The sequence below is a fragment of the Novosphingobium sp. UBA1939 genome (assembly GCF_002336885.1).
Classification (GTDB): Bacteria; Pseudomonadota; Alphaproteobacteria; order Sphingomonadales; family Sphingomonadaceae; genus Novosphingobium.
Window position 1 is genome coordinate 10,509 of the sequence record NZ_DDFB01000074.1, and the last position, 26,732, is coordinate 37,240.

Consider the following 26,732-nt stretch of genomic DNA (forward strand, 5'->3'; position numbering starts at 1 on the left):
ATGATGACGGCGCCGTCGACGATCAGACCGAAGTCCAAAGCCCCAAGGCTCATCAGATTGGCCGAGACCCCAGCGCGCAGCATACCAAAGCCTGTCAGCATCATGGTGATCGGGATGACCAACGCCGCGATCAGGGCCGCACGGAAGTTGCCGAGCAGCAGGAAGAGCACGACGATGACCAGCACCGCGCCTTCGGACAGGTTTTTCGCGACCGTCTTGATCGTCGAATTGACCAGCTCGGTGCGGTTAAGCACCGGCTGAATTACGACGTCAGGAGGCAGCGAAGCGTTGATCGTCTTCAGTTTCTCAGCGACCGCGGTCGACACGATGCGGCTGTTCTCGCCGATCCGCATGATCGCCGTGCCGACGACGACTTCGGTACCGTTCTCCGATGCCGAACCCATGCGGATCGCCTGACCCGTCTTCACAGTCGCAACTTGTTCGACCGTGATCGGCACGCCGTTACGTGTCGCGATCACGGTCCTGGCCAACTCGCTGGCATTGCGAACGAGCGCATCCGAGCGAACAGCCAGACCTTCGCCATTGCGATTGACGAAGCCACCGCCGACGCTGGTGTTATTGCGCTCCAGCGCATTTCCCAGGTCCGTCAGCGTGATGCCGAGCGAGGCCAGCTTCTGCACGTCGGGCACGACGAGGAACTGCTTGGCGTAACCGCCAATCGAGTCGACACCGGCGAGGCCCGGTGTGGTCTTCAGAAGCGGCGTCACGATCCAGTCCTGCGCGGTGCGCAGGTAGGTCGCCTTGTCCTCTTCGGTCGTCAGTCGCTCGCCCTCTGGCGTGATGTAGCTGCCATCGGGCTGTTGGCCCGGTTCACCGGGCTTGTGCTTGTCGTCCTCGCGATGATCGAGACGAACGGTGTACATGTACACCTCGCCCAGGCCTGTCGCGATCGGACCCATTTCAGGGTTCACGCCGTCGGGCAGATTCTCTTGCACGCCCCGCAGACGCTCGCCCACCTGCTGGCGGGCGAAATAGATGTCCGTCGCGTCCGAAAAGACCGCCGTGATCTGCGCGAAGCCGTTGCGGCTCAACGAGCGCGTATATTCCAGGCCGGGGGTGCCGGCGAGCGCGGTTTCGATTGGAAACGACACCTGCTTCTCGACCAGCTCGGGCGAGAGGGCAGGCGCGCGGACGTTGATCTGGACCTGATTGTTGGTGATGTCCGGCACCGCGTCGATCGGTAGCCGGTAGAGGGAAAAGGCGCCGATGGCGGCGACGATGACGGTGAGGAGCAGGACTAGCCAGCGCTTCTCGACCGCCCAGGTTACGATACGGGCGATCATGGCTTAATCCTCGTGGCTCGCTTCGCCCTTGCCGATCTCGGCCTTGAGCGTGAAACTTCCGGTGGTGGCGATCTGTTCGTTGCCGGTCAGGCCCGACCGGACGATCACCGTGTCGCCCGACGCATCGCCGAGCTGGACCGGGGTCGCCTTGAAGCCGGTGGGCGTGCGCACGAACACGACCGACTTGCCCTCGAAACTCTGGACCGCCGTCGTCGGCACGCGGACCGCCCCGCTCCCGCCGCTGCCCGTGAGCTGCACGGCTGCCGTCACAGGCTCGCCGACCCGCCATTCGCCACCGCGATTGTCGAGGGTGGCGAGCGCAGGCACGAGCCGCGTCTGCGGATCAAGCGCCGGCGACACGAAGGTCACGCGGGCGGTCGCCTGACGGCCTGCCGCCTTCACCAGCACCGTATTGCCGGGACGCACCCGGCCCGCATCCTCGGGCTTGAGATTAAGCGCGATCGACACCTGGCTCAGGTTGGCGATGCGATAGAGTTCGGCATCCGCCGCGACCGTTTGTCCCAGCGTCACGGGGCGCGCAATGATCTGGCCCGAGATCGGCGCGGCAATGCCGAGCCGGTTGAGCCCGCCGCCGCCGACACCCGCCGCCGAAACCATGCTCTGCGCCTGCGTCAGGGCGATCCGCGCCTCCGTCGCCGCTGTGCGGGCGGCGATCAGATCCTGTTCAGGGGAGACTCTCTGCGCGAACAGCCGCTGTTCGCGCGCGAGGTTCGAATTAGCGAGCTGAAGCCGCGCCCGCGCCGCCTCGACCTCGCCCTTGATCTGCGCCGCCTCGCGGCTTTCGATGACCGCAATGGTCTGGCCGCGTCCGACCGATTGGCCGAGGTTACGGGTGAGCGCGACCACGCGTCCCGCAATTGCGGCCGAGACGACCTGCGTTCCCTGTGGGTCGCCCTCGATGATCGCGGGCAGCTCGATCGTCCCGGCCCCGCCGATGATCGGCCGTCCGACCTGGACGCCCGCTGTGGCGATCTGGTCGGCACCCAATGTGACGACGCCTTCACCGGCATGACCGCCTTCAGCACCGCCCTTTTCCGTGCCCGCTGCCGTCTCATTGGCAGCTGCGCCTTCGGCAGTTGCCTCGTTTCCGCCATCCTTGCCGCCGCAGGCAGCCAAGAGCAGGGCGAGCGACGCCGCGCCCGCGAGATAAAAGCTCTTCATCACTGATTCCCCCCATTGGGCGCACGAGCGGTCAGTCGCTCCACTTGCGCGCGGGCATTCTGGTAATTGGCAAGCGCGTCGATCGCGGCGACCCGCGTTTCGGCGAGCGTGCGTTCAGCATCGAGCAATTCGAGCTGGCCGAACTTGCCCTCGCGATAGCCGATCCGCGCGATGCGGGCGGCCTCCTGTGCAGCCGCCAGCGCCGGCCCCGACGCCGCACGAGCCGTCGTTGCGGCATTGGCCGCCTGCGCCTGCGCGTCCGTGATCGCCTGTTCGATGTCGAGCGCGGTCACGCGGCGCTGCGCATCCGCCTGGGTCCGCTGCGCGGTCGCCTGCGCAATCGCGGCGCGACCATTGTTGAACACCGGGATCGGGATCGACACGCTGAACACCGCCGCCATGTCGTTGGTCGCTTCCAGGCGGCGGATCGACGGCCCGACGTTCAGGTCAGGCACGCGATTGGCGCGCGCGAGCCGCACGCCGGCTTCGGCAATGGAGAAATCCGCGTTGGCTGCCGCCAGCGCGAGTGTGCCGGTCGTGTTGACCGGTGCCAACGGCCCATAGACGTTCACACCGGGAAGGCGATCGAGCAGCGTGTCATCGAGCAGGCCGTCGATCGGCCGTCCGATCCGACGCGCCAGATTGGCGCGGGCCGCCTCGGCCAAGCGAAGCTGCCGCTCCACATTGGCGTCGGCATTGATACGCGCGACATCCGCGCGCTGTTGCTCGAGTGGCGATGCCCGCCCTGCCTGCACGCGAACGCTCGCGGCCCGCAGCGCATCGCTGGCGATCCGGGCCTGATCGCGGGCTGTCATTACCCGGCGATCGGCCGCGACCGCTTCGACATAGAGCTGCGTTACCTGAAGCCGGACATCCGCCGCGATGATCGCGGCCTGGATCTCGGCCCGGGACAATTGCGCATTGGCGACCGCGACGCGGGCGCCGCGCTTGCCGCCTAGCTCGATCGGGATCGCAAAGCCGACCGTGGTTTCCGCGCTGCGGACCCCCCGATACGGCCCGGAGCCGATGACATTCTCGACTTGGCCTTGAACCACCGGATTGGGCCGCAAGCCGGCGACTGTGCGACCTGCACGGGCCGCGTCGATTCCAGCTGTCGCCGCTTCCGCAGCAGGGGCCGAACCGCCCGCTGCACTGACCGCTTGGTCAAGCGTGTAGACCGGCGCATCCTGCGCAACAGGCGCGGACGGTCCGACCTGCGCCTGCGCCATCGTGGCGCAAGACGCTGCGGCCAGCATGGCCGCGAGGATACGATTCATGAAAATAGGACTCCTGACGATGATCGACAGGGGCGCGCCAACGCACGCCCAAATCGGACGTCAGGCTTGGGGGGGCCTCAAATGGACCATGCCGGTGCGGCCGTCGAGCGACGCAGAGGCGGAGATTGTCGGCTTGGGCACTGTGAGGACGGGGGTATATTCCATCGTCGTGCGCGCAGGCGCGCCGACGTCGTGTCCGTGACAATAATTGTGATGATGCGGGACATTCTTGTCCGAGTCCGATGGCACCTGATCGATGTCACCGGCGGTATGGACCGTGAACTCAACGCCCGCGATGCTTCCCCCCGCCAGATCGGCGGCATGGGCCATGCCGGAGAAGCTGGTCAGGACCAGCATCAGGCATGTCAGGAAAGGCAAAAAGGCTCGCACTAGCTTGCCTCTATCACGGAAGGGTTTTCATGTCATTGCACTAATTCGAACCAAGGGTCACTGAGCCGGAACCCGAGCGGGATCGGTCGCGCCCGTTCCAGGCGAACCCGACCGCAATGGCGACCGCCATCAGGAGTTGCGCCAGCACCGATTGCCAAGTGGGAAACACGCCGAGCATCGACAGCCGTGGCACGTCCGCGAGCGGTGCGATGTTGATAAGGCCGGCTTCCTGGAGCGCGGCGACGCCTTTACCCGCCAGCACGACGGTCAGGACCGCCATGAGCCAGGAGCTATAGCGGAAGAACTGCGCGATCGGCAGCTTGCGACTGTAGCGAAGCATGGCCCAAGCGATCAGGCTGAGCAGTCCAATCGCCGACCCGGCCCCCGCGAGAAGCATCCCGTTGTCACCTTGCGCCGAAAGCGCGGCATAGAACAGGATCGTCTCGAAGACCTCGCGATAAACTACGACGAACGCCAGCCCGAACAGGAACCAGCCCGACCCGCCCGAGAGCGCCCGCGACATCTTCTCGCGAATATAGCGCTGCCACTGATCGGCCTGCGCCTTGCCGTGCATCCAAATCCCGACCGAGAGCAGCACGACCGCGGCGAACAGCGAGCCAAACCCTTCCGTCAGCTCCCGGCTCGCACCGCTGATCCCGATCGCATAGGTGGCGACCGCCCAGGTGATCCCGCCCGCGATGATCGCGCTGACCCAGCCGCCATGCACGTACCGCAGCGCCTCGCCGCGCTCGGCTTTACGCAGGAACGCGATCATGGCGACAACGATGAGCAGGGCTTCGAGCCCTTCACGCAGCAGGATCGTGAACGCGCCCAGGAACGTGGACGCTTCGGTGGCGGCATCAGGCGCGAGCGCCGCTTCCGCATCGTCGAAAAGGCCGCCCAGTACTGCGACCTTCTCCGCGAGATCATCGGGCGACGCGCCCCGGTCGATCGAGGCGCGGAACTCCCCCATCGCGCCCTCGATTCGACCCATCAGCGTCGCGTCGCGCGCGGTGAGTGTTGGCTCGATCGGCTCGAACCCATCGAGATAGGCCGACAGCGCCAGCTCTTTCGCCATGCGCGCATCGCCGCGCCGCGCAGCCGCCACGCTTTCGGCGAGTTTGGCGCGGGCGACCGCGAGCGAGCCGGGAGCCTGTTGTATCACCTGTTCGGGATGACGACGCAGGAACGCGAGCACTGGGTCAGCCTTGGCGTCGCCGATCGCCGCGCCGAGCGCGGCCGGGGTGAGCGCGACCAGGGTTTTCAGGTCCGGAATGCGCCGGCGAAGGGTCGGGTCGGATTTCCAAAGCCGCTCGCCTTCGCGCGCCTGCGCATCCGTGAAGGCGAAGCTCCCGGCTCGGAATGCTAACGCCCAGCGCTGATCGTTGGGCAGATCGGCGAAGCTCTGCATCGCGGTCCCGTCGATGCCTTGCGTCACCACCTGATAGAGCGCGAACACGCTGCGCTGGCGCGCGCGCTCGGCATCGGTGAAAGCAATCGGGGGCGTAGCGAGCTTGGCGGCGTCAGGGCCACGGCCGTTGCCCGTCATCCCGTGGCAGGACGCGCAGGATTGTCGGAACAGGGCATCGCTGGAGACGAGGTTCGGAGCCTTATCGGGCGCGAGCGGCACCGGGTAGGCGCGCAACAGATCGGCCGCGAGCCCGTGCGCCAATGTTGCCACCTGTTCAGTCGGTCCCTTTTCCGCGATCACCGCCTGGAGGTTGGCAGCCCGCTGGATGAGGGCTTGACGCTCCGGCTTCGCCGGCAGGCCCTGAAGCCGTGTCGAGACCGACGCGGCGAACTCCGTCATCTCGGCATATTCCGACGTGCTCTTGATCCGACCGTTGGCGACCGCGCCGCCATAATCGACGGCCATATAGTCGAGCAGCCGCCATGCGGTTTGCACGTCGCCGGGTTCGGCGATTGCCGCAGCAGGGATCAGCAGCGCCGCGAGCGCGGAGAGCAGCCGCAACGAGAGCATTGCCCGGATCAACGCGAGCAGACGCACTACCGCTCTCCCAATTCGCGCCGAGCGCCAGTGACGATTTCATAAGCGGAGTGGAGGAACAGGAGGGCGATGAGGCCGGCGACGGCGAGGTCCGGCCAGGCGCTTCCTGTCCACGCCACCAGACCGGCTGCGGCGATCACCGCCACGTTGGCGAGCGCGTCGTTGCGGCTGAACAGCCAGATCGCGCGAACATTGGCGTCCCCTTCCCGGAAACGCGCAAGCACCAAGGCGGACACGACATTGATCGCGAGCGCGACAACGCCGATTGTGCCCATCAGTTCGGCATCGGGCGCGGTTGCGTTCAGGGCGCGCCAAATCGCGAAACCGATTACGCCCACGCCAAGCGCACCGAGAAACAACCCCTGCGTCAGCGCGACCTTTGCCCTCGCCCGTGCGGACCAGGCAAGCGCGAGAAGACCGATAAGGCTGATCGACCCGTCCCCGAGAAAATCGAGGGAATCCGCTTTCAGCGCTTGGCTATCGGCGATGAACCCGCCGAACAGCTCGGCGACTCCGAAGCCGAGGTTGAGCACCACGACGGTCAGCAGCGCACGGCGATAGGCCGGATCGGTTTGCGCGCGCGCGGGCTCCCCGTGGCACCCGCAGCTTTCGGTAGAAGCATTCATGCGGCCTTCCTTACCACCTCCAGTCGCTGTAGAAGCAAGCGAAATGTGCGACACGTTCGCATAAGCAAGGATGGCATGATGAAGCCGGTGATGATTGGGCAGCTCGCCAGCGAGACCTCGACGAAGGTGACGACGATCCGCTTTTATGAGTCGATCGGGTTGCTCCGATCCGCCCCTCGCACGGCGTCGGGTCGCAGAACCTACGATGCCAGTGACATTGAGCGTTTGCACTTCATCCGCAACGGTCGCCGGCTTGGCTTCTCCGTCGACGAGATCCGTTCGTTGATGGGGCTGGCGCAGAACCCGGACCAGGATTGTGGTGCCGCCTCAGCTATCGCTGCTCAGCACCTCAAGGATGTGGAGGAGAGACTGGCGCAACTCGCGGTGTTGCGGGATGAGTTGGCAATGCTCAGCCAGAGCTGCACCAAGGCGCGCATGGCCGATTGTCGGATCATGAAGGCGATCGGCAAAGGCCACCCTCAAGCCGATCAATAATAATCGGCCAGCCTGAGCTCGCGCACATCACCCGAGGCCATCGTCAGCTTTACGAGGGTGCCAGCAGGCCGGGAGCGCACTTGCCAGAGCTCCCCACGCGTATAGTTCGCATCGATCGAATGGCCGTTCACCGCCACGATCCGGTCGCCGACCGCCCAGCCAGCCTTTTCCGCGGGACTGTTCGCCGCCACATGAACAACGGTGAGCGCCGTTGGTGAGGCTGCGAGGCCAAGGCCGCTACGGTCCTTCAGCATCGGCAGGCGACGACGAGGACCGAGTGGCCGGAGCCACACGAATCCGGCGGTCACGTCGAACACCACGTCGAATTGAGCGATCAGCGGTAGGCCGACATTGCCAACCGTGCTGGTGGAGAGCCAAGCTCTCATCCCGAGTGTGGGGACGTTCGAGACGCCAAGCCCTTCGATGTTGATGTTCTGGATCGTGAAAGCATCGTTGATACGCACACCATCGACGCCGCCGATCGCCGCGGTCGAGACGAGCTTCCCGTTCAACAGCCCTTGATCGCGGGCATAGGCCGACGAGAGCATCAGCGCGGCCGAGCTGCCAAGATCGATCATCAAGGGCACGGGAGGCAAACCCGAGACGGAAGCTCGAATGAACAGCTCCTGCTTGGCACCGCGCCCGAGCGCGACAGCGCGCCAGTCGGGACCGGCGAGAAACGTGCCTGACTTGACGACCGCCATACGCCTTTTCGCGAAATCGAGCGCGATGCAGCTACCCGTGAACATATCGGCACCGAGGAGGATATCGATCGGTCGTCCGAAGGCCGCCGACACTGAACTCAGATCACCAACGACGGCAAAGGGTAAGCGACGGGTTTCGCGGGCGAGCTGTACGTCGATGTCGCGGACCAGCAGCACCGGGGCCTTGGCGCTCAGCCCGCTAATCATGCGCCGCTCACCATCGTTCAAGCCGAGCTTCGCCGCGAGCGCCGTGCTCATGATCGACGCGCCGCTGCCACTGTCGAGCACCGCCCGCACCGGCACTCCGCGCACTTGTGCCGAAACAAGGAGGGTATCACCCGTGCCGACTTCCAGCGGCTCCCATTCGAGGTGAGCCGCACCGAAGTTCCACGAGCCCGCAGACCGGGAAGTCTGTCGCGCGAGCGTTGGAGAACCGAGCACCAAGCCGGTTCCACAGGCCACCAGCCGCGCCACTAATGAGCGTCGAGACATACCGATTGCTTCAACACGGGCCGTCAAAAAGCCACCTCCAGCCCCCCGTCCGCAGGAGAGCAAATTGCGGTTACATGCTCCAGCCACTGGAGGAGCAAGTGCTTTTGGTGCGCCCGAAAATCCTCAGAAGCGCTTGGAGAACTTTAGATGAAGGATGGTGCAGACCGCTTAGATGCCTTCCCGATAACGAACGGTTCCGGGGGACGCTGGGCCGATCGGGACCGCAAACGGTGTAAACGCTCGCGCTAAGTGGCGGCATTCTGATCGCGCTATTTGTCGGCGAGCGTCGCTACGCGGCTACCGGCTTGGTCTCGGCCGATCGCACATAGGCGTAGAGTTTTGGCTTGGAGATGCCGAGCATCGAGCAAATCTTGGCGATCGGCATCGTGTTCTCGTGGTAGAGCCTGACGGGCAGGTCGCGCTTTTCCTTGCCGAGTGCGGCCGGCCGGCCACCCTTCTTGCCGCGAGCGCGGGCTGCGGTGAGACCGGCCTGGGTCCGCTCGCGGATCAGGTTGCGCTCGAACTCCGCCAATGCCCCGAACAGGTGGAAGGTAAGCTTGCCCGACGTGGTGGTCGTGTCGATCGCCTCGTGCAGGCTCAGCAGCCCGACCTTTTCCTCGTCGAGGTAGGTCATCCATCCGATCAGATCACGGAGCGAGCGGCCGAGCCTGTCGAGGCGCCAGACCACCAGTGTGTCGCCGGCGCGAAGCAGCTCCTTCACCTTTTCCAATCCAGGGCGAGCGGCAGTCGCCCCGGAGGCCTTGTCGGTGATGACCTTCTCGCAGCCGGCAGCCTTCAGCGCATCACGCTGGAGGTCCAGGTTCTGCTCGGCGGTCGATACGCGGGCGTAACCGATTTTCATGCGTAGGGCCGGTGGCGCCCCGATCGGGCGCGGTTTGGGAAGAAAGTCGTCATCGGCAGGTCTATGTTGCCCTAGTTTTCTTTACCGGGTAGATTTACGTCGAACAGGCCGGTTTGGCAACGCGAGCGGACTCGCATGGCGATGGGCAGGCAAATCTCCGTTTTCCTTACCTGCGACACGGACCGTCGGCGGTGACGCATCCGGCGCTTGTCCCGCCGCTGGCGATCGAGCGCTACCGCGTCCTTGAACCGCACCTCGCCGATGGCATCCCGCTCGCGGACCTCGCCCGCACCGGCACGCTGAGCGAGCGGACGTTGCAGCGCTGGCTCGGGCGCTACCGTGCCGAAGGACTTGCCGGTCTCGCGCGTCTGCCGCGCAACGATCGGGGCAGGCTGCACCTGCCGGAACATCTGGTCGAACTGACCCGCACTCTCGCCACCAAGCGCCCGCGACCCCCGGTCGCCGCCATTCACCGAAAGGTGCAGGAACTCGCCATCGCGCATGGACACCGAACCCCCAGCTATGCGGCCGTCGCGCGTGTCGTCAGGGCGATACCGGCAAGCCAGATCGCCGCAGCCTCCGATCCGGCCGTCTACCGCGACCAGCACGAGCTAGTGCATCGGCGCGAAGCCGCGACCTCGAACGAGATGTGGCAGGCCGATCATACCGTTCTCGACATTCTCGTGCTCGATGATGCCGGAACCCGGTGCGTCCTTGGCTGACCGTCATCGTTGACGATCACAGCCGAGCCATCGCCGGTTACTTCCTCAGCCTCGATGCCCCCAGTGCCCTCAACACGGCGCTCGCCTTGCGGCAGGCGATCTGGCGCAAGCCCAATCCCGAATGGATCGTCAGCGGCATTCCCGAACAGCTTTACGTCGACAACGGCTCGGATTTCATCTCCGAGCATATCGAGCAGGCGTGCATCGCCCTCAAAATCCGCCTCATCCATTCGCTGCCGGGGCGTCCTCGCGGGCGCGGCAAGATCGAGCGGCTGTTCCGCACCATCAACGACATGTTCCTGCCCGACCTGCCCGGCCACCTGATCGCGGGCAAGCCGCTGTCGGCGCCAGTGCTCACGCTCGACGAGCTGCGCGCCCGCTTCGAGGCGTTCGTGTGCGGCGTCTATCATCGTCGCCCGCATGGCAGCACCGGCGAACCGCCGATCACGCGCTGGCAGAAGGGCGGGTTCCTGCCCGCAATGCCCGACAGCCTTGAACAGCTCGACATGCTGCTCGTGCACGTGCCCAAGCCCCGTAAAGTGCTGCGCGACGGCATCCGTCTGATGGGCAGGCGCTATGTCGAACCCACGCTCGCGGCCTTCGTCGGCGAGCAGGTCGAGGCGGTCTATGACCCCCGCGACCTGACCGAGATCCACGTCTACCACCAGGGCCGGTTCGTCTGCCGTGCGCTCAGCTCCGAGCACGCTGGGCACCCGTCGTTGCGCGCGATCCAGCGCGCCCGGCGCGGCGCGAAGGAGCGCGACAAGCAGGTGCCTGCCCCCACGGAGACCTTCGATGGCGACCAAGAGGATACGGCTTCCCGGCCCACCACCTACCGAGGGCTCCGGCTCTACGCCGCTGACGATTGAGTTCCTGGTCGAGCAGCCGTTCCTGGCGACCCGCGAACATGCCCGGTTCGTCGAGTTTGCCGAAGCCTGCGCGCACTACCGCTATATCGGCGTGTGTCATGGCCGGCCGGGCGTCGGAAAGACGCGATCGGCGCGCGAGTTTTCCAGCTTCCCCGACCTGGGGGAATATGCCGCGCTCCGTCCCATTGCCGCGCTCCTTGGCGAAAAGGTCGCTCGCTGCCGCGCCGTCTTCTACACCGTGTCGGTCAGCAACACGCCCAAGACGATCGACGCGGTGTTGGGCCTCAACCTCATTAAGCTGGGCTATGCCCGGCTGACGGTCGCGGGCGGCTCGCAGGACGAAATCACCCATGACGCCGCCCGCATCGCCTGCCCCCTCGTCATCGTCGACGAGGCCGACCGCCTGACCATAAAGTCGCTCGAACATCTCCGCGACATGGCCGATCGCCACGGCTTCGGGCTGATCCTGATGGGTATGCCGGGCTTGGAGAAGCGCCTCGCCCGCTATGCCCAGCTCTACTCGCGGATCGGCTTCGTCCACGAGTTCAAACCGCTTACCGAGACCGAAATGCGGCTGCTGCTCGCGACCCACGCCGGCGATTTCGGGATCAGCTTCGACCCGGCCCAACTCGACGCGATCGAAGCGCAGGCAGCCGTGATCCGCATCACGCGCGGCAACTTCCGGCTCATGGAGCGCCTGTTCGCGCAGATGCGGCGGATCATGACCCTCAACCGCGTCGAGGAGGTCACCGCTGACATCGTTCAGGCCGCGCGCGATTGCCTCGTCATCGGACCCGGCAACTGACAAATAGCGCGATCAGAACGCCGCCATTTAGCGCGAGCGTTTACACAGGATAAGATCCATACCGTTTCCGGAACCACTTTCTTGTTTCCTCTTCGAAATTGGACTGTGCTGATGAGTTTGAGCGATGGTGGCTTCGCTCATACACTACGCGCTACCAGGCCCCTGCCCGTTTCTTAGGCTTAACGTTGTAGCTCAAGACCCCGGGGGCTCAGCCTCCCTTCTCCGGTTCTTGCCGCTGCGCAAATCCCTCGATCTACCTGCCGCCGTCGTGTGGTCGCACGGCATCATCCAAAGACCTATTTAGGCCGTCATGACTAGCCAATCTTCGCCATAAGGCGCCCCGCCGCCCCCTGCTCTGCCGCGAGATTGCGATTATAAGCGAGCGGCATCCGCGGCGACTTCCACCGCAGCGCGTCCATGATGCCGGCCAAATCCTCCCCGCTGGCGAACAGGTCCTGATTGAGCCCGATCCGCGTCGAGTGCGCACTGATCCCCTTCAGCAACCGCGCCAGATCGTCCGCCGTCAAATCGGGCAGCGCGCCACGGTCGAACGCGCGGCCGATGATCGACCGAAAGATTGGTCCGATCGAGCCCGGGTGCAGCGCCACGGCGCCGATGTCATACTCGACCCGCGCCTTCACAGCGGGCTTGGACAGCGTCTTGCGCAGATCCCAGGTCTCCCGGCCCGAGATGCTGTCGATCGAACGACCCTTCACAGCCGCCCGCGCTTTGTAGCGCCGTACCTGCACCCGCCGGAACAACGGCCCCGCGTCGATCCCAGCGGCCTCTCTCCACGCCGCGACAGCCCGCACAGAGCGGGGCGACAAATAGGCTGTGGCTCCCTCGCCCTCCTGATCGCCTTTGCTTCGCGCGATGGCGAGGAGGCGCGCTTCGGGATCAAGCGCCTCGAGAATGTCATTGATGCTGATTGCGACGAGCTCCGATGCACGGAGCCCCGTGTCATAGGCCACCGACAACAGGGCTCGGTCCCGCAAGCCTGGCAGATCGCCCGCGCACGCCTCCAGCAAAGCTCGCACATTCAGTCCGCGAGGACTGTCGCGCTCCACGTCTCGCACTGGCCCCTTGAAGCGCAAGGGACGCGCCTGAGCCTGCGCGGTGCCCTTCTCGCGCCGGATCGCGCGTAGCCGCAGCTTCACGAGATCAGCCTGGGTGGGATCCTTGAGATCAAGCAGCTGATGGATCTTGGCGATCGACGCCTTGTAGCGGCCAAGCGAGGCGGGCTTGGCCCCCTGCCCTGCCCGCGCGTCGAGATAGTCGGCGACGATCTCGGGCGTGGCCGGCAGTGCAATCCGGTTGTTGCGCCGACACCACGCATCGAACGCCTCGACGTCGGACTTGAGCGCACGGATGCTGTGGGGCGATGAAGCGGCCTGATAGGCGGCGATCAGGCCCTCGTTGACGGTGATGCGCTCGCCGGCGCGCATCTGCACGATCGTCCACGCAAGGTCGGCCGGCGCCCTGATGTCGGCTGCCAAAATTGACGTCATCGACGCCTTCCGTGACAGGGTTCGCGTGCCATAATTGATGGCAATGCGGCACGCGCATTTACACGCCGCTGAATTGAACTACCTTCCCTGTCATGTCCGCGGTCCCTTCCTGGCGTGCTGGCTTCGAATTGGAGGTCATCCTCGGTGACCTAGGCGATCCCCGTTTCGAACGAGAACTACGTGAGGGTGAGGCCATGGACGAGGCTTCGCCGACCTTCTGCCGGGCCTTCGCGTCAAAATTGCGCGAGCTGACAGGACGATCTTGGTCAGCCCCCTCCAAATCCCCGAAGCGCCCCGGCTTCTACGTTGTCCCGGAATATGGGCTGGACCCATTGAATTGGCCGGAATGCCGCCTCGCCGGCGTGGAACTGTTGACTCCTCCGTTGCCCCTCGACGAAGCTGAGGCGGTCAGAACCGAACTCTACGAGGCAATCTACGAGATCGACGGCGATTTCAATTTCTTCGCCAGTGAACACACCGATGGCTGCGGTTGGCACATCAACATTGATGCCGGTGATGGCTACCGGCTCGATCCGGACCGCTTCATCCTCGGCGTCGATGAACTGCTGCTGCTCGCGAACAACGATCGGCTGTTCAGCCGCTACACTGGCCTGCAACGCCATGCTGTAGGCGTTCCGCTGCTGCGCCATCTGGCGCAAGATCCGGAAGGCAAGTTCCTACTCGGAACGGCCCTCGGCAATCTGCTCGATGCGAGTGCCGGACGCGACAAAGGCTACGCCGCCAACTTCGGCAAGCTCTTGAAGGGCTATCTCGAATTGCGCCATTTCAGCGCAGAGTCGTTCTTCAACGGCCCCCATCTCATCGAGCAACTCGAGCGCATACCCGCGGCCTTCGAGGTTTGGCCCGCCCACAGCCATCCCTTCGAGCAGGCCTTCCGCCACAAGTTCCTGCTGCTTTCGCGCTGGCTTGCCCGCATTCGCGCCAAGCTGGAGTGGAATCTGACCCACGGCCTGGTCGCCGCCGCGGGTCGCGTCCATTTCGCCGGCGAGCCGCTCGGCCACCTGATGGCCAATGGCCTGGTCGAGCTCAATCTCTACGGGCGCGGCGAACATGAGTATGTCGCCACCATCCGCGACATCGTCCTCGCCGATATTCCCGAAGCGGTCGCCTTGCTCGCGCTCGATCTTGCCGAGCTCTACAATCTCGGCGTCCGGCAGCGTGCCAGCAGCAACAAAGCGTTTCAGCGGGCAGTGCTCCAGCTGGCCGGACAACTGAGAAAGGCGCCTGGCCTTTCGAGTTCAGCGCAGCTGGACGAGCTGGCGAAGGTCGAGACGCTGCGACGGGCGATGCATCCGCAATTCTATGCGGCAACCAAGCCATAGAGCTACCCGCCCTCCCCTGTAGGCAAGTGTCCTACGCGGCCGTTCCTCCGTCGCTGTCGCGCAAGCGTCCCAGCACCCGTGCCGCCGCATTGTTACCCACGGCCAGTTCGCGCGCATAGCGTAGCGCGGTGGTTGGCGACGACCAGCGCAGGGCGAGGGCAATTCCAGACCCATCCTCACCCGCCGCGAACAGATCCTGGGTCAGCCCGACCCGGAACGAATGGGCGCTCAAGGCCCGAACGGTGTCGCCTTCCATCCCGGGCTCAAGCTCGACATGGCCGAGATCGATCGCCTCGAGCACCCGGCGGCGCAGGATCGCGACCACACCCTGGCGGGTGAGCGGCTTGGCGCCAATGTAGTGCCGCACGACCCGCTGTCCGGCAGGATCTGGCGGACTGGTCAGCACATTGATCCGACGAAACACCGGGCCTTCGCTGAGGCCACTTGCCAGCAACCAGGCCGACAGACGCGCCATGGTGTCACCCGACAGCCAGGCCAGAGCCCCCTCCCCCAGCTGGTCTGTCTTGGAATGCCCGATCTCGAGCCGGCCGCTGCTGTCACCCGCCTGCCGCAGATCGGCAACCTCGGTGCCCACCAATTCCGAGACCCTGAGACCCGCGTCATAGGCCAGGCTGATCAGCGCCGCATCCCGCAGACCAATGATGTCGGTGCCGCAGGACGCGAGCAGCGCTTTTACCGTCACCCCCTCGGGAGCCCCCTGCCCTTCGGCCATGGCTTCGCCAAGCCGCAGCGGCGCGGCCTGACGCTGGCGTTGCCGCTTGTCACGGCGGATCCCTTTCAGGGTATCGCGCACCATCCCGGCCTGCGTTGCCAGCGGCTCTTTCTCGCCAAACCCCAGCATGCGATGAACTCGGGCAATGCTGGCGATCCGCCGCGCGAGCGTCGCGGGCCTGGCAGGAGCGCGCGTGTCCGAACCCTTCGCCAGCCAGCGCAGGTAGTGGACGAGCGTTTCCGGCTCGGCGGGAACCGCAGTGGCAACCGGCCGGCGCGACTTGCACCAGGCGAGGAAGCACTTGAGGTCTGCGGTGATCGCGGCCTTGGTCGCTGGCGCCATCGCCGTGACCGCCGCCTCGAAGGCGACCGAACGGGCGCCGCGTGCGTCGATCAGCGGCGCGTAGCGGCGCAAGACCAGCTCGACCGAAGACGGGAACGGTTGATCAGCTGCGGCGAGCATCGTTGTTTCCGGCGGATTTCACCGAACCTTTTTGGGCAAAATCGGTCCTTTCGGCAACACCGATTTTACCATAATATCAGATTATGGAAATTCCGCGATTCTGACAGTCGGACAGATAGGATACCAAACTGCACATTAGGTAAACTTTGTGATTGACCCAGATTCCCGGCGCAGGTAGCCAGTTCGGAACAGCAGGCAGGAGGGTCATTCGCTTGAACAGCGCGATCGACGCCGGTCCCATCGCCTTCCGTATCGGCCAGATCGATGCGCTGGCCAAGTGCCTGCTCGCCTCGCATGCCTTCTATTCCCCGGAAATGCGCGCTTCGCTGGCGCTCCACTGGCTCTCGCGCGCCTGGGAGCAATACCGCCAGGACCGGGGGATCACCCTCGGGACCTCGCTGATCGGCGCCGAATGCGCCGCCGAGCGCAATGCATTCCTCACCCTGCTCGAACGCGCCCTGTGCCCCCGCGAAAAGCCGCTCACCCAAGCGATCCGGACGGTGCGCAAAATCGCCATCCGACCGATGGCCAGCGAGGCCGCCGACGCCGAGGCCATCGCCGCCGCGAGCACGGACGACCTCGATGCGGTGCTCGAAGCGCTCGGTCAAACCAAGCTGCCGCAGGCCCCGCTTGAACGGCTGCTCGCGCTCGTCGACCGGTTCCGCTATTCGAGCGGCGATGAGCGCGATGCCCTGTCGGCCACCGCCCGCACGCCGTGCTGGGCGATCAACCTGGCGGCTGTGGCGCTTGGGTCAGCCTTCCGGCTGAGCGAAAGCCCCCTGCCCTTCGTCGGCGTCGTCCAGCGCCGGCTGTTCCGCGCCGATCGTGACGCTGGCGAACGGCGCAGCGACGGCCGCGAAAGCCTGCTTGCCGCGCTCCACGGCACCGCCTGTGATGTGGCCCGCCCGCCGCGTGCGGCCGAGATTTTCGCGCGCGAGTTTCCGAGCCAGCGTTCGAACTCACGGCTTTACCTCGCCTGGATGCTGCTGTTCGGGCTTGGCGGACTGACCCCCGCGCAGCTCGCCCGTGCGCTCCCCGCCACCAAGGCGGGCGCCGCCAAGCTGCTGCGGCACCTCGAAGCCCGGCATCTGGCCCAAGCCCAGGGTCCCTTTGCGCCCTTTGTCTGCGCCATCACGATTCCCATGGCCCTGCCCGATTGGCGGCATGAGACGGTCTCCTAGGCGGCCTGGAGCACCTCTTCCCGACCTTGCCGGGCCCGCAGCGCACCATAGGCGCAGAGCAGGCTCAGCAAGTCAGGAGCGATCCAGTGCGAGCGCGGCGTGGCTTTGAAGGGGGCCTGCAGGCGATATGGCGGTTTCTGATCGGCCAGCCTGCCGCCGCCGGGCGTGGGCCGCTCGGGCAGAGCTTGCGACATCAGGGCCTCGAAACGCCGCGCGGCGGCATCGCGCCGACCATGCGCCAGGGCCAGCATGGCGATGCGAGCCGCTGAGAAATGGTACACATTCGCGGCGAACCGGTCCCGGTAGGCAGGGTCGATGGCCCGGTGCCTCTGCCATTCCGACTGCCGGACCAACTGGGCAAGAGCCGCGGAATTGCGCCGGATTGTCTTCTGCGATGGCCTCGCCACCGCAAGCGAGCGTTCGGCCAGAACCACCAAGCGCACCAATTGCGCCAACGCTAGCCGACCGCCCGGTTCGCCTGGCACTTTGCCCATATCGCTCAGTGGCAGGCCGTGCTCCTGGCACCGCCAGCTCGCCCGCAGGATCCATTCGCGCCGGATGAATTCGGGCTTTCCCGCCCGCCGCGCCTCGTACCAGCACCGTGCACAGGCATAGTGGCGCAATCCGCGCGGCAGCAGAGCGCTTGCCTCGCAAGCCAGAAATGTCGCCGAAATCCGCTCCTTCTCGCATTGCACCGCCCAAGCAAGCCGCTCGACCAGGCCATCAAAGGCCTCGTGCCACGCCGCGTCGAGGCCGCGGCTGCCGCGTGCCAGGTCCTGTCCGGCCAGCGCCGGTTCAATGCCGAGATGGCGGAAAAGCACGCTTCGGCTCAATTCATGCGCACTTCCGACCCGATCGATCCACGAATCGAAGCACTCGTCCGCGAGCGGGCGCACGCGGAATGCGAGCGGTTCCGGCTCGAGCCCGAGGGCGATCACCGCGACGGATGGTTCGGCAGCAGACCCGCCGCCTCGCGGATATCGGCGAACTCCACGCGTTCGCGGCCATGGCGGCGGGCGACCTTCTGCCCCCAATGCAGCAACCGCTTGAAATTGCCGGTAACCCCGAGGCTGTGACGCCAGAGAAATTCGGCGATTTCGGGCTCGGCGAGCCGCTCAGGCTCGATCAGCTGCATCCCCTGCCCCAGAACCCGGATCAGGCGCTGCGACGGCTCTCCCGGCGGCCAGGGATTGAGCCGCACGATGATCGAGCGATAAGCCAGTTCGACATCCTCGGCAAAGATGTCCGCCGCGACGTCGAGCCCCGCCACCACCATCGGCACATTGCCTTCGCTCATCAGGAAGCGGAAGGCGTCGAGCGTATCGCGCCGCGCCCTTCCGCCAGCGGTGAGGATCGCATGGACATTGTCGATCCCCACAAGCCGCGTCCTTTGGCGGCGCAACAGCTCGACGACCTTGAGATCGGCGATCCGGTGCGTCTTGCCGGTAATCGGCCAGCCCTGCTTCCACAGCAGCGTCAGGTTGATCTTGAGCGCGGTCGAACCCGAAGGGATCACCGTGCGCAGCATCGGTTCGTAACGCGCCTCGCCCCATTCCTCGGGTTCGGGAAAGTCGAGCGCAATCCGGCGCTGGGTCTCACGCAGGATCGAGGTCTTGCCCATACCCGACTGGCCGACCAGCAGGACGCAGGGTGGCCGCTCGTCGGGCTCGTCATGCGCCAGCTCGACAAGCGTCTCGACCGCGCGGCGCGCTTCCTCGAAATCGATCCAGAAGGCCGAATGTACGCTCATTTGCGCCACTTGAGCCAGTCATCCTGCGGCAGATCGGCTGCCGGGACCCAGCGAACCTCGGACCACTCGATCCGGCCTTTCGCTTGGGGCGAGTGCGATACCCCTTCCCGCTCCCGGCGCTTGCGTTCCTGCCGACTGCTGGCCGTGCGATGGCGGGCCGCGAGAACTTCGCGCCGCGCAGCCTCGATATAGCGCGCGGTCGCCGCCTGCGCGCCGTCAGCCTGGAACGCTGCCCCTTCGCGCCGCAGGCGTTGTCGTTCGGCTTCCCATTCGGGCTCGCTGACGTCGGGATAGTGGCCAACTGCCGGAAGGGTGACGAACTGGCCGTCGATCTCAGCGTAGACCTCCTGCAAGGTGCGCTCGTCGTGGTGCACGGCGATCTGCTGACCGATCCAGGGCGCAAGCACCGGATGCCAATAGCGGCGATGTAGGATCTGCACGCCATAAGCCTGCACTGTCCGCTGCCGCGCAGGCAGGAATTGACGGGTGAGATGCTCGACATCGAGGCAGGCCGGAAGTAGCGGAAGATGGCCCGAAACCGCCATTTTCCAGGCCTGCGCGGGGCATTGTCCCCCCAGCCCCTTGTGCGGCGCGTTGTGATAGATGGCGATCTGCAACAGCAGCCAGCGCTCGAACTCCGCCAGGGTCATCGCCGCCGCCATGCCGGCATCGTAGCCGTCACGCTGGGTCACATTTCCGCCGGTCGCACCCGGCAGCAGCCGCATCCTGCCAACCAATGTGCCGATCAGCCGCTCGATGTGCCCGCCAAAGTGCGCCGGACCACGCGGCCGGATATCGGGATCGATGCCATTGGCTAGGCAGGCACGCCTGAAGCTATCCGCCCGGTGCGGAGCGGCATGGTCGGCATGTAGACGGCGAAATTGCCCGTGCATCGGGTAGGAAACATCGACGCCCAGTTCCTCAAGCAGCGGTTCCTTGGGTAACAAGGCATTGGCCACCGCCCGGCCGCAGCGGAAGATTGAAGGGTCCCCAAAACTCACATAAAAGCCCAGAATACTGCGGGTCCAGACCTCCACCAACAGCGTAATCCACGGGCGGGCGAGTTCCTCGCGATGCGTGCTATCGACCAGAATCACGTCGGCGCGGGTGTGATCCATCTGGACCAGATCGAGCAGGCCGTCGCTGCGGTATTCTCCCGGATGCGGTTCGTGGGCGCTGCGTTGCTTCGAGCCCATGCTCGATTTTGCCCGCTGCGGCTCCGAAATCTCCCCGATCAGGCGGATCAGGGTGCGCTCGCTCGGGACCTCGTCCGGTGAGAAGCGGAACTCCCCATCCTCCGCAAGCAGCAATCCGTGGATTTCGCGGGCCGCCAAGGCCGCCGTTGGCGGCGGCTTTGCCAGGAATATCTCATGGGTGAGCCGCTCGATTGCCGCTTTTACCGGCGCGGCGATGCGGTGGCTGCCAATCTGGGGGCCGCGCGGTGTCGGAGCGAGGCTAGCGGCCACCGGGTTTGCGCGGAATCTTGCCGCCAACCGGCGTACCTGGCGCGCGCTGAGGCCTGTCGCAGCTGAAACTTCGGCTATGACCCGTGCGGATATCGATCCATCGAGTGGAACATGGTGCCTGAAGATCGGATATAGCTCGGCACCGGTCGCCAGCGCCTCGGTTGAGATGGCCTTCGCCGGCTGCGGCTTCCGCTCGATCACCCGCCCTCCCCTGGCCGGAAATCGACCCGTTCGATGACATCAATTCTGGCAGAGCGCCCGACATGGTTTTCCGGCCTGCCAGAATTAATGCTCCCGGAGTCGCACTAATGCATTGATATTGAGTGCATAAATTCGGTTGCCAGAAACTTTGGCAGCCGACATTCGCCGGCCTGCTCCCGCTGGTCGATCCCGCCGATCGCCCGACCGCGGACTTGCGCCCACCCCGCGCCATGGTCGCCGCTCTGCTCCGCGCACTCGGCCACAGCAGCTGGGCACCGCTGGCCTCGCTGGCCGTTGAAATGGGGCCGGCCCTTATGGCCTGGGCCGATGAGCAGGGAGAGGAGGATCACGGTTCACCCGGTCTCCTGTTGGAGGACGCCCGGGATCTTCTGGCAGCCTTGCCTGCACCAGCGAGCGCCCTCCCCTTCGACCTCTTGAGCGCTGTCCACCGCGCTGTCGCGTCAAGCCCGCTGTTCGCGCCCGGGGAGTTTGTGCCGACGCCGCTGCGCATCGGCGACTGGCGCGTGACCGTCGAACGGCCACCCTCCCCTTCCCCGCGCTGGGCGGTCGAAGTCCTGCTCGGCGAGCCCTTCCGCCGGGCTGGCTATTTGCCGCACGCGCTCCCGCTGACCGGGCTGCTGCGCCTCGACGCCCTGGACGGTGACAGCGAGGAATCGCGCGCAGGTCGGGCTGAAGCGCTCCTGCGCCTCGCCGAGGGGCTGGGAAAGGACGTTGGCGAGGCGCGGGCGCTGGCGGAGGACGCGATGCGGCTCGGCACCGACCGGCGCAGCACCTCGCGGGTGCCAGCGCTGTATGCGCTTCTGGCCGGGTTCGGGGCGATGCGCTCGGCGCAGGTGGAACGGCTGCTCGGCGTCTCCCGCCTCGGCCTGCGCAAGATGCTGTCCACGCTGGAGGAGGACGGGTGTGTCTCACGCACCACGATCGGTGGGGTTCACCTTTACAGTGCCGCGAGGCCGAGGTCCGGAATCGAGGCCCCTCCCCTGCCCGCCTCCCCGTTCACGCCCGACGCGCTGGTGGAATTTGATGCGGCCATGGATGAGGTGGATGCCTTACTCTCACGACTGAGGCCGAACGATCCATGAGAACTGCCCCAATTGGCGTTAGCGTACCATGTCCAGCGTATCCCAGTCATTGAGCGTCTGCCTGATGTATCGCCTCAGGTTGCCACGAAAATTGCGTTGCGAAACGGGGATCCAAAGCAAGTCTACTTTGGTGGAGGTGCGGGTCGAGGTTGAATGGACAGCGCCCTCCCTTTCTCTCTCATAAAATAGACATTTTCAGAATCCGCCGCAGGCGCATGCGTTAGAGGGGTTAAGCCTTATAGTTAGAATGTTACTGGGTTTGAGGCTCGCAGAAACTGCCGGAATTTGGGCGATTCGCTGCCTGTGGATAGAATCCAATAACACGACGATTAAAGCCTGATAACACGATGGCGAGATTCTAATAACACGACGCTGGGGATCTGATAACACGACGGGTAGATCGGGAGGTGTGGATAAGTCTCTGCCGGTGAGTGTGAGAACTACCCCATAGCGCAGAGGTTAGTGTTCCGATTCGCTTTTGGCCTGCAGACCCCAAACCTATAACTACCTCCGCCGGGCCGGTTGTCGGTTCGAGCGTGTTATCGGGAATGTGACGTACCCGGTCCATCGTGTTATCGGGAATGGATATTCTCCTTCGCCACTCTGCTGTCAATTTTGCAGGCTGATCTATAGAATATCGAGGGGCCTTCTGTCCTTGCTCTGGTTTGAAGTTGTTTGCTTGGCGAGTGTGGAAATTGGCCAGGTTGGGGTAGTTTTCCGGATTGATTGCCTGGCTATCGGACGTGTTTTTAGAATCGTGGAGCCGACGTTCTGAAGCGTTCAGGTCGTCAGATTGTGGGGGATTCCCGTAGGCGTTGGCCTTCGTGCTGGTCCGTCTGAGCGATTCCCGAAAACACGATGCGGTGCACGCCGATGGCGGTACAGTGCAGACGATGCCAATCGACATCTGGCACCGGGACCGCATGGTAGTTTGTGTTGTAGTCCCTGCCCTGCTCGTAGCTGATACCGACAGAGACCTGATGCTTTGACCTATCTCGAGCGGTGGGTGGAAGAGGTGTCAGAACCCAGGCAGTGTGTGCTTGTTACGCTCGTGGTGTTTCTTCATGAAGCCGTAGAACCGCTTGGAATAGTTCCGCGGCATCTCGTTAGGATTGCTGTTCAGGAACGCGTCGAACTGCTTGATTAGGACGTCCAGATCCCAGCCAGGGCATTCGGTTTTGATCGCGATATAGGTCTCGGGGTCGAGCACCTCATGCGCCCGTCCACCGCGCCGGCGTGGCGTGGTAGCGGCTTTTGCCGCGTAGGCTGGGTCATGCGGGTCTTGGCTCGGGTTCGGATCGGCGACTTTGAGGTTCGAGATGGCGCGTTGCACCAAGGCATGCGTGAGGCTCGGGTCAACGAGGTCGTCTGCCGCTTGGATGGCTGACGGCTGAAGCGGTTTGTCCGCGTCGGGATGCTTTGGATTGGTCGTGCGACGGGCAGGGGAGGGGGTATCTCCACGCTTCACCGATGACACTTCGCGATGCCCATCCATGTACCGGCGCATCACCATCTTGAGTTTCGGGCGTGGCGTCTCTGCGCCGATCACTTCCAGGTTGATCTCAGGCAGGCTGTTCGCGCGCGCCAACTCGAGGATTTTGTTCTTGAACGAAGGAAGGGAGCTCTCGCTTCCGCTCTTCTGGTGCAGCGTCTCGAAGCCGATGGTGAAGCCTTCGGCACCATTGCCGCCCGCATGTTTGCGGCTCGCGCGATAAAGCCATTTGCCGAGACCGCTCGTGATCTCGAAATAGAGCGGCGAGATCGCAAGGACATTGCGCTTGTCCATCACACCGTCGAAGAACCACTTCGACAACGTAATCTCCATGCCGAGTGAACGCTGCGTGCGCTCGTCTACTAGATGAGTGTAACTGTCGATCCATGAGAACGTGGTCTCACGGGTTTTGGAGTTGGCCCGGATGTTCGTTTTTATCGTTGTGGCCTGAAGTCGATCTAGCGCTCCAATAAGGCGCTCGTAAGCGCGCCCGCTAACACCCCAGCAAATCCGTTTCAGCAGATCCCCGGGCTGAAGACGAATTGTCGGCGACAGGTCATTCTCACCCCGTTCACGCAGCTCGTTCAGATGAGATGCGAGATAGATCATGATATCAGCATCCCAGATCGTCGCCATGCCGTATTCCGGGTTTGCCGACACATGGACGGTGACCTGCTTGTCTGGACTCACGTACTCAATGGGTTTGATCCGCTTCTTCTTCGATAGGCTGAAGAAGGGGCGTTGCATCGTCTCCTGATAATCGCGCAGCGAAACATCGCTGAAGTCAGGCAGCGTGAAGAACATTTCGAATTGGACGCGCCGACCACCCGGTACTGCGGCCTGGGTCTTCGCCTTCCGGTCGCTCATGGCTTGTCCCACGCGTGGGACAAGGAGGGTAAAGCTTTGAAAATAGGGAGAAAAACCCCATTTCTTAGAGTGGGAAATCTCGTGCTATTCCTGACGGCAACAAGTCCCATCAGCGACCGGCTCTTTTCAAGATCTTGGCCCTCTCTATGAGTGGGCGAATAGCCTCAAGGATATCATCCGCGGACAGATCAGTCGGGTTGATGGTGATGGTCAGGCCTCGCGCTCGGTCACGGTCGACCTGACCAATCGTGGAGCCTTTGGCTTCGATGGTAGCCTTCTGGTGGCGAGTTCCCCGGCTTGTCGTAGTCGACTTGATCAGTCGCGCAACGACCTCGGCGCCGCCAATAGGCTCCTCATCCCCCGATTGCCGAAAGCTCTGTTCCGCAGCGATGTCTTTGGCCGCTGCCTCCATCTTCTCCCGCATTGCCGGAGTGCGAATGAGTGGAAGAAGCTTATCGCCATGGCGCACTTGGAGGTCCATTGGCGAATTGAACGCGCTGACAATCGATTGCGGGATTTCCGTGAGGCCGATGTATCTCGACAACATGGATCTCGACAGCTTCACCCGATCGGCCAAACGGGCCTGCACGCCATCATAATAGGCGTCGACCGCAGCTTTGTAATTCGCCCCACGTTCAAGATCGGAAATGTCTTCACGCTCCCGGTTCTCGATGTCCGCAAGCCTGAAGGCCGCCTCGTCGTCGAGATCCTCGATGATCGCGACAAGCTCGATATCAGGGTAGTGGTTCGCGTTGAGCCAGGAGATGGCCCAATGGCGACGCGTCCCGATTACAAGCTCATATTCGAGCGCAGCATTCTTCACGCGCCGAACGACGACCGGTATCCGGTTGCCATTCTCGGCCTGGATCGAATCGATTAGGCTTCGGACGCGATCTTCAGTCAGCAGGGCATAGTCCCGGGCATTTCCCGGCCAGATTGAACATTCTGATGGCTTCAGCCGGATGGTGGGGCGTTTCACCATCCGGGCAGCTTCGGTGAACCCCTCCAACCGCCGCGCGGTGAAATTGCGGGCTGCTCCACTGTGGCCGGCATCCGTCTGCTCGACTGTAGGCTCGGTTGTGGGCGCTGGCGCTGCCAGAGCTTCGCTGATCGCTGAACGCCGGCTCATGCTGCTGCGCTCGTGACAGTGTCGCTCGCACGTCCGGAGATACTCTGCGACGGCCACTGCTCGCGAATCTGCTGGAGAACTTCTCCGAACACGGAGTCGAGATTATCACGGCACCGTTGATAGGTGGCGTGCGCAGCCGATGGCTTGCTCTCGTAAATCGACCTGAAAGCCTGGGTCGCGTTCTTGATCTCTTCCGATGCCAGAATAGGCTGGCTCAGTAGGAAGTTCGCATAAGTTGCCTGCATCATCTTCCACATGTCGGCTTCACCAGGCTTGCTTGGCGTGTAGGCAGAACAAACTACACGAATAAAGCCATAATCCACGGGCGTACCATTCTCTTCAAGGATCTCGATATTGTCAGCGATTGTATCCATGAAGTGAATGGTCGATAAATAATCGAGCTGCCGAGCTGGGACGGGGACAAGAAGCCCTGTCGCAGCGGCCATCACGTTCAGCCCCAGAAAGCCCATCGCTGGCGGTGGATCCAGCACGATGACATCGAAATCTTTGATGATATCCTGAATGCCGATGCGAAGTCTCTGCAAACCCTCGCGGACTGCCTGACCGCCCTCGCGCAACGTCGCTGTCAGATCCCATTCCGCGTCCTGAAGCCCAAGACTTGAAGGCACGATTTTGATCGTCGGCCAAGCCGTGTCGTGAATGGCTTGACGGAAATCGTCAAAGGTGCTGCGCGGCGAGAGGAAATTGCCGAGCGTCTTGTCTTCATCGAAAAGGGTTTCGGGCTGAATATCGAACATCGTCGTGGTCGAAGCCTGCGGGTCGCAGTCGATGACCAACACGCTATATCCATGAAGAGCCAAATAATCTGCGAAGTGCTTGGTTATCGTGCTCTTACCCACACCACCTTTGAAATTTTGCACGGCCACCACGACAGCATCTTCATCAGTGGCTTTGCCTGGATGAATGTGGAGAGCCTCGCGGATCTTAGTCAGATCCTCAAGCGTGTAATAGCGCCGGCCATTACCCAATTGCTTTGGCGGCGAGAGCCGACCTTCCTTCTCAGCCTTCGCCAAGGCTTCGGGGGTACGCCCGACCAGCTCCGCTGCTGCCGTAGGGCCGAATGTGAGGTCGAGAACCTTGCGGTCTTCCGGTTTGAACACGACCGATTTTACGCGGTCGCGCATCATCTCACACGAACGGGTCATCGTCCGAAGCGTGTTCACGGTATATGACATCTTCGGGTGCCTCCCTTCGAATCAAGACAATTTGATCCAGTTTGTGTTTCATGAGCAAAAATAAGCGCAAAAGTCAAACCAGCGCTTGGAGTGACGCATGATCCCCTAATCGGGACGAGTGGAGCTCGTCGATCGGGAACCGGCTATCCATTCAGATTGTACGACCCAATGACTGATGGAGCGCTTTTGGAGGTACTCTTGGGGCGAACCACTCAGGAGGCGAGGCCGGGAGGGACGCAGCGAACGTGAGGGGCAACGTTGCCGTTGTTCATTACTCATGATATCTGTACCTAGATAGCTACCTAGGAGTCGACGGTGACCGCAATCTTTAGCTCGCAGGAATTCAACCAAAATCCGGGTCGCATCAAAAAGGCAGCTGAAGATGGGCCGGTCATTGTCACCGAACGCGGCCAGCGCAAGCTTGTTATACTGAACTGGGCGGAATACGAGGCGCTGTCAGCCAGCGCGCCGAATATCGTCGATTTGTTCTACGATCCCGAAACCGCAGACATAGACTTCGAAGCCGTTCGCTTTAGTGGCTTCAGCAAGGCTTAAGTGTGGGATG

24 protein-coding genes are annotated in these 26,732 nt (G+C 63.7%); 8 read left to right on the top strand and 16 right to left on the bottom strand.

Translation table 11 applies throughout. The annotated features are described in order from the left end of the window. From B3547_RS10305 to B3547_RS10330, 6 genes are all read right to left on the bottom strand, one after another. The coding region (locus B3547_RS10305) for an efflux RND transporter permease subunit (protein WP_042469577.1) at positions 1–1,304 on the bottom strand (1,304 nt) is incomplete at its 3' end. Between the two features lie 3 nt (positions 1,305–1,307). Beyond that, positions 1,308–2,486, bottom strand: coding sequence for an efflux RND transporter periplasmic adaptor subunit (locus B3547_RS10310; protein ID WP_004212877.1), 1,179 nt, complete (start codon positions 2,484–2,486; stop codon positions 1,308–1,310). Further along, positions 2,486–3,763 carry a TolC family protein gene (locus B3547_RS10315; RefSeq protein ID WP_004212875.1) on the bottom strand — a complete coding sequence of 426 codons (1,278 nt, stop codon included), beginning with the start codon at positions 3,761–3,763 and terminating at the stop codon, positions 2,486–2,488. The genes B3547_RS10310 and B3547_RS10315 overlap by 1 nt, the downstream gene beginning before the upstream one ends. Before the next feature lie 60 nt (positions 3,764–3,823). Next, the gene (locus tag B3547_RS10320; RefSeq protein ID WP_007406840.1) at positions 3,824–4,120 is read right to left on the bottom strand and encodes a hypothetical protein; all 297 of its coding nucleotides are present in this window, start codon (positions 4,118–4,120) and stop codon (positions 3,824–3,826) included. 73 nt (positions 4,121–4,193) lie between these two features. Next, a complete protein-coding gene (locus B3547_RS10325; RefSeq protein WP_004212871.1) occupies positions 4,194–6,161 on the bottom strand; it encodes a cytochrome c/FTR1 family iron permease in 1,968 nt (655 codons plus the stop codon). Then, positions 6,161–6,787: a cation transporter gene (locus tag B3547_RS10330; protein ID WP_004212870.1), complete on the bottom strand. Its 627-nt coding sequence runs from the start codon at positions 6,785–6,787 to the stop codon at positions 6,161–6,163. The genes B3547_RS10325 and B3547_RS10330 overlap by 1 nt, the downstream gene beginning before the upstream one ends. Positions 6,788–6,862: 75 nt before the next feature. Between B3547_RS10330 and B3547_RS10335 the strand changes: the two genes are divergently transcribed. Then, on the top strand, positions 6,863–7,282 hold the full coding sequence (locus B3547_RS10335; RefSeq protein WP_007406847.1) for a MerR family transcriptional regulator: 420 nt from the start codon (positions 6,863–6,865) through the stop codon (positions 7,280–7,282). On the opposite strand, the gene B3547_RS10340 is transcribed toward B3547_RS10335, so the two are convergent. Further along, positions 7,276–8,478, bottom strand: coding sequence for an aspartyl protease family protein (locus tag B3547_RS10340; RefSeq protein ID WP_013039112.1), 1,203 nt, complete (start codon positions 8,476–8,478; stop codon positions 7,276–7,278). The genes B3547_RS10335 and B3547_RS10340 overlap by 7 nt on opposite strands. 289 nt (positions 8,479–8,767) lie before the next feature. Further along, complete coding sequence (locus B3547_RS10345) at positions 8,768–9,340, bottom strand: recombinase family protein (RefSeq protein ID WP_021224432.1); 573 nt, start codon at positions 9,338–9,340, stop codon at positions 8,768–8,770. A gap of 191 nt (positions 9,341–9,531) precedes the next feature. Between B3547_RS10345 and B3547_RS10350 the strand changes: the two genes are divergently transcribed. From B3547_RS10350 to B3547_RS10360, 3 genes are read left to right on the top strand one after another with little or no spacing between them, the layout of a single operon-like run. Beyond that, the gene (locus B3547_RS10350; RefSeq protein WP_226018256.1) at positions 9,532–10,062 is read left to right on the top strand and encodes a helix-turn-helix domain-containing protein; all 531 of its coding nucleotides are present in this window, start codon (positions 9,532–9,534) and stop codon (positions 10,060–10,062) included. Next, complete coding sequence (locus B3547_RS10355) at positions 10,047–10,931, top strand: Mu transposase C-terminal domain-containing protein (protein ID WP_226018257.1); 885 nt, start codon at positions 10,047–10,049, stop codon at positions 10,929–10,931. The genes B3547_RS10350 and B3547_RS10355 overlap by 16 nt, the downstream gene beginning before the upstream one ends. Beyond that, positions 10,858–11,736 (top strand): AAA family ATPase, encoded by an 879-nt coding sequence (locus B3547_RS10360; protein WP_009824028.1) that lies wholly within the window; start codon positions 10,858–10,860, stop codon positions 11,734–11,736. The genes B3547_RS10355 and B3547_RS10360 overlap by 74 nt, the downstream gene beginning before the upstream one ends. A gap of 314 nt (positions 11,737–12,050) precedes the next feature. Here B3547_RS10360 and B3547_RS10365 read toward each other — a convergent pair whose 3' ends face one another. Then, on the bottom strand, positions 12,051–13,244 hold the full coding sequence (locus tag B3547_RS10365; protein WP_136958160.1) for a tyrosine-type recombinase/integrase: 1,194 nt from the start codon (positions 13,242–13,244) through the stop codon (positions 12,051–12,053). Between the two features lie 194 nt (positions 13,245–13,438). Between B3547_RS10365 and B3547_RS10370 the strand changes: the two genes are divergently transcribed. Continuing rightward, a complete protein-coding gene (locus tag B3547_RS10370; protein ID WP_136958161.1) occupies positions 13,439–14,587 on the top strand; it encodes a hypothetical protein in 1,149 nt (382 codons plus the stop codon). A 31-nt stretch (positions 14,588–14,618) separates the two neighbouring features. On the opposite strand, the gene B3547_RS10375 is transcribed toward B3547_RS10370, so the two are convergent. Continuing rightward, complete coding sequence (locus B3547_RS10375; RefSeq protein ID WP_136958162.1) at positions 14,619–15,782, bottom strand: tyrosine-type recombinase/integrase; 1,164 nt, start codon at positions 15,780–15,782, stop codon at positions 14,619–14,621. 212 nt (positions 15,783–15,994) lie between these two features. Between B3547_RS10375 and B3547_RS10380 the strand changes: the two genes are divergently transcribed. Next, entirely contained in the window at positions 15,995–16,963 is a 969-nt protein-coding gene (locus B3547_RS10380; protein ID WP_136958163.1) for a hypothetical protein, read from the top strand. Here B3547_RS10380 and B3547_RS10385 read toward each other — a convergent pair. The 3 genes from B3547_RS10385 to B3547_RS10395 are packed head-to-tail and all read right to left on the bottom strand — an operon-like array spanning position 16,960 to position 20,380. Continuing rightward, the gene (locus tag B3547_RS10385) at positions 16,960–17,901 is read right to left on the bottom strand and encodes a TniQ family protein (protein WP_255504938.1); all 942 of its coding nucleotides are present in this window, start codon (positions 17,899–17,901) and stop codon (positions 16,960–16,962) included. The two genes, B3547_RS10380 and B3547_RS10385, sit on opposite strands and share 4 nt — an antisense overlap. Next, complete coding sequence (locus B3547_RS10390) at positions 17,898–18,713, bottom strand: TniB family NTP-binding protein (protein WP_136958164.1); 816 nt, start codon at positions 18,711–18,713, stop codon at positions 17,898–17,900. The genes B3547_RS10385 and B3547_RS10390 overlap by 4 nt, the downstream gene beginning before the upstream one ends. Beyond that, positions 18,710–20,380, bottom strand: coding sequence for a Mu transposase C-terminal domain-containing protein (locus B3547_RS10395; protein ID WP_136958165.1), 1,671 nt, complete (start codon positions 20,378–20,380; stop codon positions 18,710–18,712). The genes B3547_RS10390 and B3547_RS10395 overlap by 4 nt, the downstream gene beginning before the upstream one ends. 230 nt (positions 20,381–20,610) lie before the next feature. Here B3547_RS10395 and B3547_RS10400 point away from each other — a divergent pair, with 230 nt between their 5' ends. Continuing rightward, positions 20,611–21,483, top strand: a complete 873-nt coding sequence (locus B3547_RS10400; protein WP_292962795.1) for a hypothetical protein — start codon at positions 20,611–20,613, stop codon at positions 21,481–21,483. 1,018 nt (positions 21,484–22,501) lie between these two features. Here the strand turns inward: B3547_RS10400 and B3547_RS10405 are convergent. The 3 genes from B3547_RS10405 to B3547_RS10415 form a co-directional block, all read right to left on the bottom strand. Continuing rightward, positions 22,502–23,842 carry a replication initiator protein A gene (locus B3547_RS10405; RefSeq protein ID WP_136958167.1) on the bottom strand — a complete coding sequence of 447 codons (1,341 nt, stop codon included), beginning with the start codon at positions 23,840–23,842 and terminating at the stop codon, positions 22,502–22,504. Between the two features lie 109 nt (positions 23,843–23,951). Beyond that, positions 23,952–24,971: a ParB/RepB/Spo0J family partition protein gene (locus B3547_RS10410; protein ID WP_136958168.1), complete on the bottom strand. Its 1,020-nt coding sequence runs from the start codon at positions 24,969–24,971 to the stop codon at positions 23,952–23,954. After that, the gene (locus B3547_RS10415; protein ID WP_168196193.1) at positions 24,968–26,167 is read right to left on the bottom strand and encodes an AAA family ATPase; all 1,200 of its coding nucleotides are present in this window, start codon (positions 26,165–26,167) and stop codon (positions 24,968–24,970) included. Before B3547_RS10415 ends, B3547_RS10410 begins: the two co-directional genes overlap by 4 nt. Before the next feature lie 315 nt (positions 26,168–26,482). Between B3547_RS10415 and B3547_RS10420 the strand changes: the two genes are divergently transcribed. Further along, entirely contained in the window at positions 26,483–26,722 is a 240-nt protein-coding gene (locus B3547_RS10420; protein WP_136958169.1) for a type II toxin-antitoxin system prevent-host-death family antitoxin, read from the top strand. Positions 26,723–26,732 lie beyond the last annotated feature (10 nt).

Bases quoted from the DNA above. Each gene is read 5' to 3' on its own strand.
- B3547_RS10360 (WP_009824028.1), top strand. From the start codon at position 10,858: ATGGCGACCAAGAGGATACGGCTTCCCGGCCCACCACCTACCGAGGGC.
- B3547_RS10370 (WP_136958161.1), top strand. From the start codon at position 13,439: ATGGACGAGGCTTCGCCGACCTTCTGCCGGGCCTTCGCGTCAAAATTG.
- B3547_RS10310 (WP_004212877.1), bottom strand. From the start codon at position 2,486: ATGAAGAGCTTTTATCTCGCGGGCGCGGCGTCGCTCGCCCTGCTCTTG.
- B3547_RS10340 (WP_013039112.1), bottom strand. From the start codon at position 8,478: ATGTCTCGACGCTCATTAGTGGCGCGGCTGGTGGCCTGTGGAACCGGC.
- B3547_RS10365 (WP_136958160.1), bottom strand. From the start codon at position 13,244: ATGACGTCAATTTTGGCAGCCGACATCAGGGCGCCGGCCGACCTTGCG.
- B3547_RS10415 (WP_168196193.1), bottom strand. From the start codon at position 26,167: ATGTCATATACCGTGAACACGCTTCGGACGATGACCCGTTCGTGTGAG.
- B3547_RS10405 (WP_136958167.1), bottom strand. From the start codon at position 23,842: ATGAGCGACCGGAAGGCGAAGACCCAGGCCGCAGTACCGGGTGGTCGG.
- B3547_RS10315 (WP_004212875.1), bottom strand. From the start codon at position 3,763: ATGAATCGTATCCTCGCGGCCATGCTGGCCGCAGCGTCTTGCGCCACG.
- B3547_RS10335 (WP_007406847.1), top strand. From the start codon at position 6,863: ATGATGAAGCCGGTGATGATTGGGCAGCTCGCCAGCGAGACCTCGACG.
- B3547_RS10345 (WP_021224432.1), bottom strand. From the start codon at position 9,340: ATGAAAATCGGTTACGCCCGCGTATCGACCGCCGAGCAGAACCTGGAC.
- B3547_RS10400 (WP_292962795.1), top strand. From the start codon at position 20,611: ATGGTCGCCGCTCTGCTCCGCGCACTCGGCCACAGCAGCTGGGCACCG.
- B3547_RS10410 (WP_136958168.1), bottom strand. From the start codon at position 24,971: ATGAGCCGGCGTTCAGCGATCAGCGAAGCTCTGGCAGCGCCAGCGCCC.
- B3547_RS10390 (WP_136958164.1), bottom strand. From the start codon at position 18,713: ATGAGCGTACATTCGGCCTTCTGGATCGATTTCGAGGAAGCGCGCCGC.
- B3547_RS10330 (WP_004212870.1), bottom strand. From the start codon at position 6,787: ATGAATGCTTCTACCGAAAGCTGCGGGTGCCACGGGGAGCCCGCGCGC.
- B3547_RS10375 (WP_136958162.1), bottom strand. From the start codon at position 15,782: ATGCTCGCCGCAGCTGATCAACCGTTCCCGTCTTCGGTCGAGCTGGTC.
- B3547_RS10320 (WP_007406840.1), bottom strand. From the start codon at position 4,120: ATGCTGGTCCTGACCAGCTTCTCCGGCATGGCCCATGCCGCCGATCTG.